The sequence below is a fragment of the Oceanobacillus massiliensis str. N'diop genome (genome assembly GCF_000285495.1).
Classification (GTDB): domain Bacteria; phylum Bacillota; class Bacilli; order Bacillales; family Amphibacillaceae; genus Oceanobacillus; species Oceanobacillus massiliensis.
In genome coordinates, this window is sequence record NZ_HE610978.1 from 599,895 (window position 1) to 615,155 (window position 15,261).

At 40.3% G+C, this 15,261-nt stretch carries 16 protein-coding genes; 4 read left to right on the plus strand and 12 right to left on the minus strand.

From position 1 onward, the window contains the following. Positions 1–4: 4 nt before the first annotated feature. Together OMHG_RS12855 and OMHG_RS12860 are read right to left on the minus strand one after the other, a co-directional pair. Complete coding sequence (locus OMHG_RS12855; RefSeq protein WP_010651283.1) at positions 5–463, minus strand: MerR family transcriptional regulator; 459 nt, start codon at positions 461–463, stop codon at positions 5–7. Between the two features lie 115 nt (positions 464–578). Further along, on the minus strand, positions 579–1,412 hold the full coding sequence (locus OMHG_RS12860; protein ID WP_010651284.1) for a TetR/AcrR family transcriptional regulator: 834 nt from the start codon (positions 1,410–1,412) through the stop codon (positions 579–581). A gap of 101 nt (positions 1,413–1,513) precedes the next feature. Between OMHG_RS12860 and OMHG_RS12865 the strand changes: the two genes are divergently transcribed. Beyond that, positions 1,514–4,609 carry an efflux RND transporter permease subunit gene (locus tag OMHG_RS12865; RefSeq protein WP_010651285.1) on the plus strand — a complete coding sequence of 1,032 codons (3,096 nt, stop codon included), beginning with the start codon at positions 1,514–1,516 and terminating at the stop codon, positions 4,607–4,609. Positions 4,610–4,896: 287 nt separating this feature from the next. Here the strand turns inward: OMHG_RS12865 and OMHG_RS12870 are convergent, their stop codons facing one another. Beyond that, positions 4,897–5,757, minus strand: coding sequence for a 3D domain-containing protein (locus OMHG_RS12870; RefSeq protein WP_010651286.1), 861 nt, complete (start codon positions 5,755–5,757; stop codon positions 4,897–4,899). 481 nt (positions 5,758–6,238) lie between these two features. After that, positions 6,239–7,006 carry an alpha/beta hydrolase gene (locus tag OMHG_RS12875; RefSeq protein WP_010651287.1) on the minus strand — a complete coding sequence of 256 codons (768 nt, stop codon included), beginning with the start codon at positions 7,004–7,006 and terminating at the stop codon, positions 6,239–6,241. A gap of 251 nt (positions 7,007–7,257) precedes the next feature. Here OMHG_RS12875 and OMHG_RS12880 point away from each other — a divergent pair, with 251 nt between their 5' ends. Continuing rightward, complete coding sequence (locus OMHG_RS12880) at positions 7,258–7,473, plus strand: hypothetical protein (RefSeq protein WP_010651288.1); 216 nt, start codon at positions 7,258–7,260, stop codon at positions 7,471–7,473. Between the two features lie 48 nt (positions 7,474–7,521). Here OMHG_RS12880 and OMHG_RS12885 read toward each other — a convergent pair whose 3' ends face one another. The 6 genes from OMHG_RS12885 to OMHG_RS12910 all read right to left on the minus strand — a co-directional run bounded on the left by OMHG_RS12885 (position 7,522) and on the right by OMHG_RS12910 (position 11,393). Next, positions 7,522–8,076, minus strand: coding sequence for a uridine kinase family protein (locus OMHG_RS12885; protein ID WP_010651289.1), 555 nt, complete (start codon positions 8,074–8,076; stop codon positions 7,522–7,524). A gap of 176 nt (positions 8,077–8,252) precedes the next feature. After that, the gene (locus OMHG_RS12890) at positions 8,253–9,035 is read right to left on the minus strand and encodes an alpha/beta fold hydrolase (RefSeq protein WP_010651290.1); all 783 of its coding nucleotides are present in this window, start codon (positions 9,033–9,035) and stop codon (positions 8,253–8,255) included. A 372-nt stretch (positions 9,036–9,407) separates the two neighbouring features. Then, the gene (locus OMHG_RS12895; protein WP_010651291.1) at positions 9,408–9,956 is read right to left on the minus strand and encodes a GNAT family N-acetyltransferase; all 549 of its coding nucleotides are present in this window, start codon (positions 9,954–9,956) and stop codon (positions 9,408–9,410) included. A gap of 32 nt (positions 9,957–9,988) precedes the next feature. Further along, positions 9,989–10,342, minus strand: a complete 354-nt coding sequence (locus OMHG_RS12900; RefSeq protein WP_010651292.1) for a VOC family protein — start codon at positions 10,340–10,342, stop codon at positions 9,989–9,991. A gap of 133 nt (positions 10,343–10,475) precedes the next feature. Continuing rightward, positions 10,476–10,898, minus strand: coding sequence for a GNAT family N-acetyltransferase (locus OMHG_RS12905; RefSeq protein ID WP_010651293.1), 423 nt, complete (start codon positions 10,896–10,898; stop codon positions 10,476–10,478). A gap of 63 nt (positions 10,899–10,961) precedes the next feature. Further along, positions 10,962–11,393 (minus strand): hypothetical protein, encoded by a 432-nt coding sequence (locus OMHG_RS12910; protein WP_010651294.1) that lies wholly within the window; start codon positions 11,391–11,393, stop codon positions 10,962–10,964. A 291-nt stretch (positions 11,394–11,684) separates the two neighbouring features. Here OMHG_RS12910 and OMHG_RS12915 point away from each other — a divergent pair, with 291 nt between their 5' ends. Beyond that, a complete protein-coding gene (locus OMHG_RS12915; RefSeq protein WP_010651295.1) occupies positions 11,685–12,188 on the plus strand; it encodes an Lrp/AsnC family transcriptional regulator in 504 nt (167 codons plus the stop codon). Continuing rightward, on the plus strand, positions 12,185–13,375 hold the full coding sequence (locus OMHG_RS12920) for an aminotransferase (RefSeq protein ID WP_010651296.1): 1,191 nt from the start codon (positions 12,185–12,187) through the stop codon (positions 13,373–13,375). Before OMHG_RS12915 ends, OMHG_RS12920 begins: the two co-directional genes overlap by 4 nt. 118 nt (positions 13,376–13,493) lie before the next feature. Here OMHG_RS12920 and OMHG_RS12925 read toward each other — a convergent pair whose 3' ends face one another. Together OMHG_RS12925 and OMHG_RS12930 are read right to left on the minus strand one after the other, a co-directional pair. Next, positions 13,494–14,336, minus strand: a complete 843-nt coding sequence (locus tag OMHG_RS12925; protein WP_010651297.1) for a carbohydrate ABC transporter permease — start codon at positions 14,334–14,336, stop codon at positions 13,494–13,496. Then, positions 14,336–15,253 carry a carbohydrate ABC transporter permease gene (locus OMHG_RS12930; protein ID WP_010651298.1) on the minus strand — a complete coding sequence of 306 codons (918 nt, stop codon included), beginning with the start codon at positions 15,251–15,253 and terminating at the stop codon, positions 14,336–14,338. The genes OMHG_RS12925 and OMHG_RS12930 overlap by 1 nt, the downstream gene beginning before the upstream one ends. Between the last annotated feature and the right edge of the window lie 8 nt (positions 15,254–15,261).

The following is a 15,261-nucleotide window of genomic DNA, read 5'->3' on the forward strand; positions in this document are numbered from 1 at the left end:
GCGGCTAATCCTGGTATGGATCAATCGTTAAAACAAAATTTGTATTCGCAAGCATTCTTCGTATTCTTAATTTTTCATAGTTCTGTTCAAAACAATCTTTAATAAATGTGAACACTTCAATTGCTTCCAATTCAAAATAGAGGGCATGATTGAGCTTGGACTTAGGTATAAAACTGCTGAAATCCTTGATCCATTTTTCAACGGTATCCTGGGGAACGCCGATAATCTGGCTGATTCCATTTAAACTGATTAAATACATCGAATTCACCGCTCTTTCTCTTGAAATAGGAAAATAGCCTGATCGGGCAGGTACTTCCCATCGTAAATGAAAGCAGCGGTAAAGATATGAAATAAATGTGGAAAATAAGAGTAATTCACCAGCAACTGCTGCCCCTATATCTTTGACCAGCAGCTCAACACAGGATTTTCCCGTATCCTGTCCGATAAATAAACCAGCGGTCACGAGACTATCACAGTTTTTCTTTTGCGGTCTCCTGCCGTTGGTTTTTCACATCGCCACATTCACAGCCATTCTATAAATCACCCCAAAACAACAACTTTTAGAGGATTACAGCCTTTTATGAGAGCTGAAAATAATTCCGCAGTCTGTATTCTGTCCATTTGCACTTAGGATGATGTTTAATATTTTCCAGCAGCCCATTGATGACCGCGCGGCCCAGAGATGGAGCGGATAGCTCCTCCTTTAATAATTCCAAGGATTCCTTTTCAATTGAGTCACTCATTTCATCTATATGACGATCCAGCAGCTGTACGAGTTCATCGGTTGATGTCTCATCGCTCTCAGGTTTCCTAATCAGCTGAACCAAATCTCCCGTTATGAAGGGAATCGTCGAATAGGCAGCCAATAGATTTGTCCTCTCTTCCAGCGAGCGGCATAGCGTCTCTAAATCCAACGGAAAATTATGGAAGAAAAACAGCTCTGAATAGGTTTTCATAAAACCTTGGATGCAATAAACCAAGTCGTATTTGATATCTGCCACTTTTTCTCCATATAATCGCTCAATCATCGTCAGGATGGATGTCTCTATTAAATGATTGTAATGATGCATTTTTGTAATAAAATCATCATTGATAAAATGTGTCTGTTCTTTAATAAAGATTTTGGCGTAGTTAGAGTGCTTGCTAAATGAACCAAAAATCACCTGATAGAACTCAAAAAGAAGCTTCTCCTTTTCTCCCCCTCTGACTACCCGGTCAATATCAGACACAATCTCCATCATAAAGAAATCGATCAACGCTAAAATCAATTCATGTTTGGACTTAAAAGACAGGTAAAAAGCGCCTTTTGAAATCCCGCAATGTTCCGTGATCTGCTGTACAGAAGTTGCATCAAATCCCTGTTTCGCAAAAAGTTCCAAAGATTTTTCCATAATTAATTGTTTCTTCATCATAATTTCACACTCGCTTTCACGCGCATTTCATTGACTTTTGACCGATTAGTCATTATTATAAATACTTGAGTTAATTAAGTCAATAAAGGGTAGGTGCAATAGTGAGAAGTATCGTAAATTTCGTCCTGAAAAATAAACTGGCCGTATGGTTGTTAACAATCATCATAACGGCGACAGGTATTTATTCAGGTACACAGATGAAGACAGAATCAATTCCGGATATTTCCATTCCATACTTAATGGTGATGGATGTATATCCAGGAGCAACTCCAGAACAGGTAATGGAAGACGTGTCGATTCCATTAGAAAAAGCGGTGGAAAACCTTGAAGATGTTAAAGCCGTTTATTCAGATTCATCATCCAGCATGGCGAGTATTCAGGTTGAATACGATTATGGCATCGACATGGATGAGAAAAAACGCGAACTGGAGGCGGCACTTGACGGTGTTTCCTTGCCAGAAGATGCACAGGAACCAAATATTACAGCCATCAGCATGAATATGATGCCTGTCGTCGCATTAAGTGCAAGCAGTACAACCGAAGATATTGTCGGGCTGACATCAACAGTCAATGACAGTCTGCTTCCCAAAATCGAAAAAATCGATGGCGTTGCCTCAGCAACTATAACCGGACAGCATATTGAAGAGGTCCAGCTGACGTATGATGAAGCGAAACTGTCTGAACTGGAATTGACCCAAGAATCTATTGAGCAAATGATCCAGGCAAGTGATATGGCCGTTTCCTTAGGCCTTTATGAGTTTGAAGAAGGCGAACAGGCTGTATCTGTCGACGGTAAATTCATGACCGAAGAAGAATTAAAAGAGATGGTCATTCCTGTCACACCTTCCGAGGCAAATCCCAATCCATTTGTGAAACTTGAAGATGTTGCAACAATTGAAACAGTTGGTAAAGAAGAATCTATTTCCCGCACGAATGGCAAAGATGCTATTGCCATTCAAATTGTCAAAGGACAGCAAGCCAATACTGTAGATGTCGTGAATGCAGTAAAGGACTTAGTTGAAGAGGAAGAAGAAAACATCGAAGGCCTTGTCGTCGATATTTCACTCGATCAGGGGCAGCCAATTCAAGATTCCGTAAACACAATGATTGAAAAGGCGTTATTCGGTGGATTAATTGCGATTTTAATTATTTTGCTGTTTTTACGAGACTTTAAATCTACTATTATATCAATCGTCTCCATTCCAGTATCCATCTTTATGGCTTTACTGCTGCTGAACTGGCTTGGAATCACATTGAACATTATGACTTTGGGTGCAATTACCGTTGCCATTGGCCGTGTAATCGATGACTCCATCGTTGTAGTGGAAAATATCTATAGACGTTTACATTTAAAAGAAGAAAAACTTACAGGTCGTGCATTGGTGCGTGAAGCAACTATTGAGATGTTCAAACCAATATTATCCTCTACATTAGTAACGGTTGCTGTATTTGCACCACTTATTTTTGTAGGCGGTATGGTCGGTGAATTGTTCTTGCCATTTGCCTTGACCATGACATTCGCACTCGTCGCTTCATTAATCGTTGCAATCACGATAGTGCCAGCAATGTCACACTTCTTATTCAAGAAGAAATTGTACAAAGAAAAAACGGAAAGCAGCCACAAAGAACATGGCAAACTTTCAAACGGCTACAAAAAGATACTTGACTGGACCTTGAACCATAAAATAATTACCTCCATAACAGCAATTGTACTACTAGTCGGAAGCTTGATGCTGACGCCTTTAATCGGTTTTAGCTTCTTAGGAAGTGAAGAAGAGAAAGTGATGTATCTGACCTATACTCCTGAAACAGGTGAATTGATGGATGATACATTGGAAAATCTTGCGGTTGTTGAAGAAGAACTTCTGCAGCATGAAGATATTGATATCGTTCAATTATCTGTCAATGATCCAGAATCAGCCGACATGACAACGGCGATGATGGGTGGAAGTGCCGGCGGAGCATTATTGTATGTGATTTTCGATCCGGAAATGGACGGCTTCCCAGAAGCACGTGATGAAATTGAAGAATATGTAACCAATATCGGCCAATCAGGTGAATGGAAGAGCCAGGATTTCACTTCGATGTCGATGGCGACCAATGAAGTCAGCTACACATTCTATAGTGAAGATTTAGACAAGCTAAACGAAGCTGTTGCAACGGTGGAAGATGCCATGAATGATAATGATGGACTTAAGGACGTTTCTTCCAGTGCAGAGGACGCTTATGTGGAATATGTGTTTAATGTTGAGCAGGATGAACTCATCCAATATGGCCTGACAACCGGCCAGATCGTCGGAATGCTAAACACCTCTTCCACAGAGAATGCTTTAACCACTATCGAAAAAGACGGCGAAACACTTGATGTGATCGTGCAGCAGGATAAGAAATCCGAACCGAATTCAGTTGAAGAAATGCTGGAAACTGAGGTTCCGATAGCTGCTGCTCCTGGTACAACAATGCTGCTTTCCGAATTGGTGACCGTTGAAGAAGGAACAACCTTAAATACGTTGTCACGCAGTAACAATGAATACTATGCAACCGTTACTGGTACAATCCTTGATGAGGATATTTCAAAAGTGACATCTGAAATGGATGAGACAATTGATGATATTGAATTGCCGCAAGGAGTAGAAATCGGCGTTGCCGGTGTTGCAGCAGACATGAATGAAACATTTACTCAGCTCGGTGTTGCCATGATAGCAGCGATTGCGATAGTATACTTCATTCTGGTCGTAACATTTGGTGAAGGTGTTGCACCATTTGCGATTCTGTTCTCCCTGCCATTTGCAGTGATTGGTTCCTTTGTCGGCCTGCTGATTGCAGATGAAACAATTTCCGTATCCGTAATGATGGGACTATTGATGCTAATCGGTATTGTTGTAACGAACGCAATCGTACTCGTGGACCGAATTATCCATATGGAACGCGACGGTATGACAATGCGTGAAGCAATTCTGGAAGCCGGAGCGACACGCCTTCGTCCAATTCTAATGACAGCACTTGCTACAATCGGTGCATTGATTCCATTAGCAATCGGTTCCGGCGGTGGCGGTCTCGTCTCCAAAGGTCTTGGTATTACCGTAATCGGCGGTCTAACAAGTTCAACTCTGTTAACATTGATTATCGTACCGGTCGTTTACGAAGTACTATCCAAGCTATTTAAGAAGAAACGTAAAGATATAGAAGAAAACTAAAAGAATCCCTGCAGAATTTACATAATCTGCAGGGATTTTTTTACCGTAAGCTGAATTGCAAAAATCAGATTCTTTTCGGAACGGTCTATTCATAAGTATTGTTGTTTGATAGATACAGCTACGTGCCAGCTTTAGCCGATTTCCGCTCCGTGCAATCAACCAGCACTAGATGAATATTATGTATGATATTCAAGTAAACGGAGGCGGTCATCCTGCACTCAACCCTAAAGGTCAAGCAAACAGGATAACCGCCCCGATTTTTTTATTCTATTTTTTGTCCATGATTTTTATTCTAGGATGGTAAGTTCAACCGTCCTTCTCCCCCAACTGTAAGCCTCAGATTTGGTCGGTAGATGGACATCTATTTTATACCCTTTGATGGCACCCCCCGTATCACCAGCAACGGCATACCCATATCCTTCCACATAAACTTTTGTGCCAAGCGGGATAACGTTCGGATCAACGGCAATTACCTTTTCATAAGGATTATTATTCAAATTTATACCGGTTGCTGTTATGCCTGAGCATCCGGAGCACCCTGCTGTATAAGCAGTCGATTCTACAGAAATTGTCTTCCTTTTTGATTGCTCTATCGTTTTCTCTTGATCTTTCTCTTGATCTTCTGACCTGGCATTTGCTTCCACTTTTTGAGTACTGTCTGTGGCCGTTTCCTGCTCATCGCTTTCTTTTCCTGATATTGACTCTTCCGCTGATGCTATTTCAAATACTGAAGTTTCAGATTCCGGTTCTCCCGACGCTGTTAACGACGCCTCTTCAAAGGTATCGAAATTGTCCACAACCAGTTTCTGTCCAATAATAATCAGATCGGATGAAAGTTCATTCCATTCTTTCAGTTCCTCTATCGATACGTCTGTGCTTTGATCTCTGCTAATCTGACTCAGCGTATCTCCCTCTTGGATAATATAATACTCCGGCTCTGGTTCTTCTATCTCCAAAATCTGCTTCGGATAAATCAAGGAGTCTTTCAATTCATTTATATTCATCAACACTTCCACGGTTGTGTTATTGTTTTTTGCTATCGTCCAAAGATTATCACCTTTTTGTACCTCATATTCCTCTGCTGACACCGTCGTCGCAGCAAAACATACAACAATCATCCCTATAAATGCGGCAACCAACTTTTTCATTATGTAGTCCCCCTTTTAATATTGACAAGCTCAATATTAGCATAGGAACTCTCTATCTGCGGTTACAGCTTGTTTAAGACTAAGTGACAATTATTACAGAATAGTTTGATAATATTAAATATTGAATATATTATTCGGACGAAGTACTTCTTGTCCAACTACTTGCATAGAATAGAGGTTACTGCCATTTTTGGCATAGGCTGAGAAGGTTGAATGAAAAGGGTTTTAAGGTGAATTCCGGTTAAGTACAGAGGGAATGACAATCTCATTAAATTAGAATTGAATGAATTGAATTGAATTGAATTGAATTGACTGAACTGATCCATCGATTCACTCTCGTATTCGGTCGGAGTTGGTGGCTTTAAAAAAACGAACGGAATAGAGCAAAGGAATTCCGATCGGCATAGAAAGGCGGAGAAACGTGCTTGCCATCTTTTAGTGATTAAGAATGGACGGCAAAGCGCTGGCTGGTTATTCGCTATCAGGCATTCGGTACCTTTTTTACTCCAATCTGCTGTTGAACAAACTTATGGCACTCGCTTACAATCAGATCTTTATCATGATCCATCGATGCAACGTGATAAGAATTTTTCAATGCAATGCATTGCTTTATATCAGAGTCGATATGTTCCAGAATATAATCCGTATTATCAGCAGGGACGAGATGGTCCTCAATCGATTTAAAGCCTAGAACTGGGCAATTTATTTCACGCAGTATTTCCGGTGTTTTGTCCATTAACCCCTGCAGTGTTTGAATCGCTTTAATAGGAGTTTTCGAATACGTAATTTCATGGACATCCCTTGCTTTAATATCCGGTTCTCCCTCATCCAGATACCTTGGCTCCATCTTGCCTCTTAACCATTCGTACGACGGAATCTCCAGTGCCGGATTAACTAACACGACTCCAGCCAGATTCCGATGCTTTCGTGCAAGCCAGAGCGCCAGTGTTCCTCCCATCGATTGACCGAGGACAAAAATCGTTGTACAATGCTTTCGCAATACCAGATAACCAGCCTCCAATGATTCCAGCCAGTCATCCGATGTCCGCTGTTCCAGATCCAAATAATGCGTTCCATGCCCCTCCAGCCGCGGAGCAAATACAGAATATCCATAATCAGCGAGCTTTTCACCTATAAATCGCATACTTTGTGGAGTCCCCATAAAACCATGGGAAATAAGAATACCTGTTTTACCTCCCTTGTAGTAAAACTGTTCTGCCTGCGAGATAACGGGAAAATTCTCATTCATTGTAATTCCTCCTCAAGATAGTGGGTAAAAAGCAGCGTTAAAATTCGATAATGATAATGATAATGATAATGATAATGATAATGATAATGATAATGATAATTAATCATACCATTTTACTTATGATTAATAAAGGAAAATAAAAACAAGCAAGGATAACCAACTTTACGCCAAATCTTTTCATTTGTTTTCTGTACATATGTATATTTATCCCCAATTCGTCAAAACATATGGGAAAAAAAGGCGGTCTTCACATGATTATTTTGCTTGTTTTAAGCGGTTTATTAATCATTTTTGCTTTATTCTATACGCTCAGGGTCGGTAAAACGGTGGAAACAAAAGGGGAATCCGATACAGAATTCAAAGGAACCCGAAGACACCCCATTTTGCTTAATCCTGCCCTCTATGCCTATCTGCTTGGATTCATAGGAATCATTATTTATATCGCCTATATGGCCATGGCATCTTGAACAGTCAGCAACATTCGACAAAATTCGGGAAGTGACAGGCACCTCCCTTTAATTTTGTGTCCATTTACGGATGGCTTCCAATGATTTTTCAGAAGGCTGGGAGCCATTTATGATCAGATCTGCATGCCATTTTGTCGGCTCAATGAACTCATGATGACGGTGTCTGACTAAATCCAGATACTTCGATGTGATTTCGTCAAAGGTCAGTTTATCATTATCTCTTTTCAAGCGACGAACCAGCCGTTCATCAGAGGGACATTCCACAAATAATTTTAAATCAAGCTTATCCCTTATTTCCTCAAAATATAATCCCATTAATCCTTCTAGAATAATGACATCATAGGCATTCGAAGTCATCCAATGCGTTAAATCAATCGCCAATTTTTCCCTATCTACGGAATCCGGATGATCATAATCATCGTATTGTCCCACATTAAATGGTGCTTCCACTTTCGGCTTTTCCTCTTTAAAATAATCATCCATTTCGACTTTTTTCACATTCTCGCGGTCGAATGACTCTGCCAATTTTCGAGCGAATGTCGATTTCCCGCTTCCCGAACCGCCAGCGATTCCAATCACCTTGCACGTTTTTCCTGTTCCCATAGAAAACATCCTTATCTTCACTTTTTTATCGTTCTTCAAATGATTAATATTACATTCCCGTAAACCATCCTTGAAAAACCCACCTTATTTCAAAGTGGCAATAAATATGCATCTCCATAAAGGAAATGCATCATTTGAAAAATATGAATGATACTGTCATTTTTCTATGCCTTTTGTCAGCCAATAAACTGTGCTAAAAGCCGATTGAACGTATCATGCTCCTCCCAGAAAAGTCCATGGCCACTATATTGAAACGGTACGAGCTGCGAATTTCGAATCTTTTGATCCAGCTCCTGTGCCTGTGCAAATGGAACGACGCCATCATGGACGCCATGAACAATTAAAGTCGGCACCGTAATGTTCGGCAGGTCGTCATAAAGCGTTTCATCCCTCAGCGTCCTAATGACTGCAGCGGTTGACCATCCGGCAGCCTGAAGGCCCATTTGCAAGAACCATTCCGAGAACGGCTCCGTTATATACTGAAAGAAAAAACCATCCGTAACATCCTGCATCATCTTCGGCCGGTCATGGAGCGCTCCTTTCAGAAATCGATCTGCTATTTCAGCAGTTAAACCAACAGGTGCTGCTGCATCGATAAGGACCAGCCTTGAAACCTTATAACCATTCGTTCGGGACATATAGCGAATCGCAATCGAGCCTCCTGTCGAATGGCCGACAAGCGTTATATCGTCCAAATGAAGTGTCTGGACCACCGCAAGAATGTCGTCTGCCAGCCTATCGAAAGTATATCCATCCATTGGTTTATCCGAATTCCCAAATCCTCTCCAGTCAATTCCTATACAACGGTACCCCATGGCCGGAAGAACATCGAATTGATATTCAAATTGTTTATGGCTTAGTGGCCAGCCATGCAGAAACACAATCGTCTTGCTCCCTCTTGGGTTAATATCTTCCACATATAAATTAACTCCGGACTCGACATTTACAAAATAACCCATATGACACCTCCAAAATATATCACATTATCATATAGGTTATTCAGCTGGAAAACATAGGTGAATGTCTGGCTTCTCCAGCTATTGCAGCAGTTGGACTGAAAGCACAGTTGAACCTCAAGCTATGTGACCATAAAAAGGATGCACATCCCTAAATAGGACATGCATCCTTCCGTTCATTTCCTGCTGACTGTTCATAATCTAAATCCATCATTCTCGATAAATTTCGTTTCTGTACAACCATACAAAACTGCTAACCGTGGCCATAATAAAGTTCTCCTAAAAAAATCCAAATATACTTCTGATTTAACGCTTAACTAAAAGTTTTATCCAGTAAGGTCTGTTCTTTATGAAGCATAAAGTCATGATTATTACTTAAAAAGCTAAATCTCCTCTAATGACTGAATACATATATAAATCATCAAATTTCCCACAAGTGAATTCATAATGCCTCAATAAGCCTTCTCTTATGAAGGACTGTCTTTCCACAAGTTTCTGCGAGGCAATATTGTCTGGTTCAATTAAAGCTTCTATTCTTTCCAGCTGAAACTGCCGAAAACCAAACGCCACAACAGCCGCCAATGCTTCACTGGCTATGCCTTTACCCCAGTGCTCTTTATTCAATTCATAACCAACCTCTGCCCGAAAATGTTTAGTTTGCATATTAAGAAAACCACAGCTTCCGATAACTTTATCAGAATTTTTTAGTGCAATTCCCCACCTTATTCCTGTTCCGTCATTATATATGGTGTCGTACCAGTGAATTTCGTCCAGGACATCTTCTTCGGTTTGGAACGGCTCCAATCCCATTGGTTTTACGACTTCTTTATCGGATAAATAGGCGAGCATATCTTTCGCATCCTCTTTTAAAACTTTTCTGAGGACTAATCTTTCAGTCTCGATGATTGGAAAATCCTTGTTCATGTGAAATCCCCGCTTCTTCAGTAATTGATGGTTTATTTTGATTGAATTAGACTGAAACCATTTCCAGTAGGATCTACTAAATAGGCAAGGAAAAATTCATCAAACTCCATTTTTTCACGTACAACCATGGCTCCGTTCTTTTTTGCTTCAATGATGTAATTATCTATTGAATCAACTTCTATCTGAATACGTGTTCCATGGGGATAGTCATGAGGACCTTTGCTTATCCCGCCATTTAAGGTCGTTTCTCCCTTAGCTTGTTCTTGAGAAACTGACCAGTAACCCCACTGCGGATCAGAAAATTCCCAGCCAAAAACAGCAGAATAGAATTTTACCGCTTTCTCCGGCTGCTGACTGCTCATTTCAAAACCTACAACCTTGCCCATATCTATCTCCCCCACTAATTTATCATTGCTATGTAAACGTGATACTGCTCTGAGTCCTCAATAAGCTCCTAGAGCCTTCATCCATTTGCAGAAGCAAAAGTTATACCTGTTAAAACATGCATACATGCTTTGTTTAATCATGCTCCTCGTATGTTTTACGAAATCCATAAAACGGTCTATATTTCTGCTGTTCGTAAAAGGTTCTGGATGTGCTCGATGCAAGCATTTCTATTCTTGTTTTCGGATATAAACGATGTACAAACTGAAGCAGCTCCTGTCCTATTCCAAGGCGCCGATAATCTTTGCTAATTAACAATTCACAGATAAATAATGTCATAGACTGATCTGTAAGACCTCTGATATATCCAGCTATTTCACCTTGATCCAATACGACAAATGTAACATTGGAATTATTCCACGCATCCTTCGTGTCTTGCTTTTTCGCAGCCAAATTGGTCCAATGCTCTTCCTCATTCAGCTTTTGGATATACTTAAAGTCATCTTCTATGTATGACCGAACTGTCAAAGAACGCCCATTCTTCAATTTCAATTCCATTTCTTTCCCCTTCTTTCTTGTATCTGTTTGGGCTGCAGAACCATTAAGTTCTCCTGCAAAGGGTCATGGCTGATAGCCCAGCATCGCGACCTGCAGCGATATAAAGAGATAGAGGATACTTACGGGAATGATGCTCATACCAATCAGGATCCTCCTTGTTCTGCTTGGAGCCTTTTGCAGCCATTTATAGTAAGAGTAGATCAGTAGCGATAAGGCCGGAATAAGCAAGAAACCTTGGTATGCAGCAACATGTTCTGTCTGCATATCCCAGAAATTCTCCTGCATCGCCACATCTGCCGCATCATTGTGATTGTATCCATTCTCAGAACGGTATGCCTCATAATCATTATTCAGTTTCGTATAGCCTTTTTGAAAGTAATAAATCACGATAGTATAAAAGACAACAAAGGCCGATTTTGCCCACCATCTTAAATACCTGTTGAGGATAAGAAAGACAGCCAGGAAAATGATTAAATAAAGCAATATCTTTTCCATTTAACCCCTCCAAATCAAAGGTACTCCAATTACCACAGCACCCTATTTCGAAACCCTTCACTATAAATTCGATAAACAACCCAAAACTCCTTCTTTTTGGGTGCCTTTTGGGTGCCTGTCACTTCCCGAATTTTGTCGAATTTGTTTTACGGCTAATTATAATTAACGGAATATCTGCTATTCCGTCTGTTGTTTAATTTCCAAAAATGATATAATTTCTTCATTGTATTGTTCATTTGCGAATTTACATAATATAATAAATAAAATTTGGAAGTTATGGGAGCGGATGATATGAAACTGACAACGGAAGAGTTAAATATTTTATCGATACTGGATGATAATCATAGTGTATCTGCCAAATCCATTGCAATGCAGTTGGGTTTGACCGAAGAAAACGTAAAAAAACTGATTAAAAAACTGGAAGATGAAAAAATTATCGTAAGCTACCCTACCCTTATCGATTGGAACAAAATCGAAGGGAAAGAAACCATTGTCGCCATGATCGATGTTAAGGTGACACCTCAGCGGAGCGTTGGATTCGATGAAGTGGCAGAACAGATATACCGCTATCCCGAAGTAACTTCGCTTTATCTGATGTCCGGCACATATGATTTATCCGTAACTGTCGAAGGAAAAACAATGAAGGAAATTGCTTTATTTGTATCCAATAAATTAGCGACGCTTGAAAACGTAGTCTCGACAACGAGCCATTTCATTTTGAAAAAATACAAACATGATGGCGTCATTATTGAAGGTAATGAAGACAAAGACCGGAGAATGGTGGTTTCTCCATGAGTATGAATTACCAGCAATACCTTTCCAAAACGGCAATGGGACTTGAGCCTTCCGGTATCCGGAAATTTTTTGACCTGGCGGCGAGCATGGAGGACGTTATTTCACTTGGTGTAGGCGAACCCGATTTCGTCACCCCCTGGAATATCAGGGAATATGCAATCGAGGCCTTGCAGGATGGCTTTACTTCCTATACGGCAAACGCCGGTCTATTAGAGCTTCGCCAGGAAATCTCAAATTATTTAAACAGAAGATTCAATGTCGACTATCGGGCGGAGGATCAGGTTATTGTAACGGTCGGCGCGAGCCAATCGATTGATCTGGCATTCCGTTCCATTTTGAATCCTGGAGATGAAGTACTTATCATCGAACCTGCATTTGTTTCTTACTCTGCCCTTGTAACACTGGCTGGCGGAGTCCCAATTCAAGTAGAAACAAATGCCTCTAATGGGTTTAAAGTAACTCCTGAACAGCTTGAAGATGCCATCACTGACAAGACGAAAGCAATACTGCTATGTACGCCAAATAACCCAACAGGAACGAGCCTGAATAAATTAGAGCTGACAGCAATCGCAAGCGTTGTCGAGAAACATGATCTGCTCGTTGTTTCCGATGAGATTTATGCAGAACTAACCTATGATCAGGAATTCTCAAGCTTTGCATCGATTCCCGGCATGTATGAAAGAACCATAACAGTCAATGGTTTTTCCAAAGGCTTTGCCATGACCGGCTGGCGTCTAGGCTTTCTTGCCGCACCGCAGGAATTGATCCATGTCATGGTGAAAATCTACCAGTATACCACGATGTGTGCACCAACCATGCTGCAGATGGGGGCAATTGAAGCCTTACGAAACAGCTCTATGCAAGTGGAAAAGATGCGGCAAAATTATTGGAGAAGAAGGAATTTCACGGTCCAATCCCTTAATAAAATTGGACTGGAATGTCACACACCAGGTGGGGCATTCTATGTATTCCCTTCGATTCAGCAAACCGGACTCAGTTCAGAGGAGTTTGCAGCAGGACTGCTCCAGGAGGAAAAAGTTGCTGTGGTTCCAGGAAATGCATTCGGTCCATCAGGAGAAGGCTATATCCGCTGTTCCTATGCCACATCGATCGAACAAATCGAAACGGCAATGAACAGGATTGGAAGGTATATCGAATCCATCGAAAAAAGAAAAACCAAAACTTGAAAACGTAAAATGATAATCATCCACACAAAACCGGGAAGCCGGCTCCATATAGGTGCCTGTCACTTCCCGGTTTTTGTCGGTTTTTGTCGAAAATCAGTATATCCATCATTCATACCCACTACCCTTTAACAGCCCCGCTTGTTAAGGCGCCTACAATAAACTTTTGCAATAAAACAAATAAGATGATTACCGGAAGAATGGAAAGAATACTTCCTGCAGCCAAATAATGAGTTGTAACAGCTTGTTGAGTGGATTGCAGGTTGATGATACCAACCGAAACTGGATAGAGGGTCATATTATCCAGTAATATAAATGGAATGACAAACTGAGACCAGCTTTGAACTGCGACTAAGATAATTACTGAAATGATTCCCGGTATACTCGAAGGAAGGAGCACCTTCACTAAGGTTTGAAATTTATTGCATCCATCCACAGTAGCTGCTTCGTCCAATTCTTTTGGTATTGTATCGATATACCCTTTTAAAAACCAAGTGGAAAATGGAAGAACAACAGCAACGTAAACAATTACCAGGAAAGCAAGATTATTTAGTAAGCCTAACTTAACGAATAATCTGTACAAAGGAATAGCTATAACGACTGCTGATATCATCTGCGTCATTAATATCGTAATCAACACGATAGGTTTTAGCTTAAATTGAAATCTCGATAAAGCAAAAGCAGCTGGTACAGCAATTATCAATACTAGGAGAACAGTCAGAAATACAATTTTGGTTGAATTGGCCAAGTAGAGAAATATGTCATTGTTTTCGATAACATGGAAGTAATTATCAAGATGAAACCTTTCCGGGAAAAGTGTTGGAGGGACTTTATATAGTTCCTCTGATGATTTAAAAGATAAGGATAACACCCACAATAGAGGGAATGTAAAGAACAATACCGTTATCACAAAACATCCATATAGGCCTATCTTTGTCATCAGATCACGAACCGATTTTCGCATCACTTATTCCCTCCCTTACCTAAAAACAATATATAGACAATCGTCATCAGTACATTTATGCCCAATAAAATTACGGATGTTGCCGCACCTTGTCCTAGGTTGAATTGATTGAATATCGTACTGTATATACTTAAAGAAATAACCTCCGTACTCTGGCCAGGTCCTCCGCCAGTTAAAGCCATAACCATATCAAAAGTATTAAACGTATCTATAGAGATAATTACTAGATTTATAAGTAACATGGGAGCAAGCATCGGCAGGATAACTTTTATAGCTCGCTGAAATGCATTTGCACCATCAATTTTTGCTGCTTCAATGACATCAGTCGGTAGGGTTTTTAATCCTGCATAAATCAGAATCATACTAAAGGCCGTTCCACGCCAAATGTTGGCAAAGATGACGGCAAACAAAGCCATTTGCGGGTCGGATAAAAAAGGAATGGTTTCTATTCCAACGGTATTCAGCAAATAGTTGATGATCCCTGCATCTGTCTCATTGTACAGGATTTTCCAGATTACACCTATAACAACTCCAGGAATTGCCCAAGCGGTTAAAACAGCCGTTCTAGTAATAACGGTCCCTTTCAATCCTCTTTTCTGGCCTTGATCAATTACGATTGCAACAATGAATCCCAATAACATCTGAAAAAGAATACTAAAAAAGACAAAAATACAAGTGGTCATCAGCATCTGGAAAAAATTTGGATTTGAAAGTAAATTACGATAGGAGTCCAAGGTATATATATGGTTATCGTCAATTAATGTTGCATCCGTAAAACTAAGTCGAACGATTTCAAATACAGGATAGAAATAAACGAAAAGTAAAACCAGTCCAATCGGCATTAACCAGGGTAACGCCGATTGGAAAAACATTTGATTAAGTCTGGTACCTATTGGATATGATTCTTTTTCTCTCATATATAACT

Coding starts and splice junctions, on each gene's coding strand:
- OMHG_RS12860 (WP_010651284.1), bottom strand. CDS start 1,412: ATGATGAAGAAACAATTAATTATGGAAAAATCTTTGGAACTTTTTGCG.
- OMHG_RS12870 (WP_010651286.1), bottom strand. CDS start 5,757: ATGAAAAAGTTGGTTGCCGCATTTATAGGGATGATTGTTGTATGTTTT.
- OMHG_RS12875 (WP_010651287.1), bottom strand. CDS start 7,006: ATGAATGAGAATTTTCCCGTTATCTCGCAGGCAGAACAGTTTTACTAC.
- OMHG_RS12880 (WP_010651288.1), top strand. CDS start 7,258: ATGATTATTTTGCTTGTTTTAAGCGGTTTATTAATCATTTTTGCTTTA.
- OMHG_RS12885 (WP_010651289.1), bottom strand. CDS start 8,076: ATGGGAACAGGAAAAACGTGCAAGGTGATTGGAATCGCTGGCGGTTCG.
- OMHG_RS12890 (WP_010651290.1), bottom strand. CDS start 9,035: ATGGGTTATTTTGTAAATGTCGAGTCCGGAGTTAATTTATATGTGGAA.
- OMHG_RS12895 (WP_010651291.1), bottom strand. CDS start 9,956: ATGAACAAGGATTTTCCAATCATCGAGACTGAAAGATTAGTCCTCAGA.
- OMHG_RS12900 (WP_010651292.1), bottom strand. CDS start 10,342: ATGGGCAAGGTTGTAGGTTTTGAAATGAGCAGTCAGCAGCCGGAGAAA.
- OMHG_RS12905 (WP_010651293.1), bottom strand. CDS start 10,898: ATGGAATTGAAATTGAAGAATGGGCGTTCTTTGACAGTTCGGTCATAC.
- OMHG_RS12910 (WP_010651294.1), bottom strand. CDS start 11,393: ATGGAAAAGATATTGCTTTATTTAATCATTTTCCTGGCTGTCTTTCTT.
- OMHG_RS12915 (WP_010651295.1), top strand. CDS start 11,685: ATGAAACTGACAACGGAAGAGTTAAATATTTTATCGATACTGGATGAT.
- OMHG_RS12920 (WP_010651296.1), top strand. CDS start 12,185: ATGAGTATGAATTACCAGCAATACCTTTCCAAAACGGCAATGGGACTT.
- OMHG_RS12925 (WP_010651297.1), bottom strand. CDS start 14,336: ATGCGAAAATCGGTTCGTGATCTGATGACAAAGATAGGCCTATATGGA.
- OMHG_RS12930 (WP_010651298.1), bottom strand. CDS start 15,253: ATGAGAGAAAAAGAATCATATCCAATAGGTACCAGACTTAATCAAATG.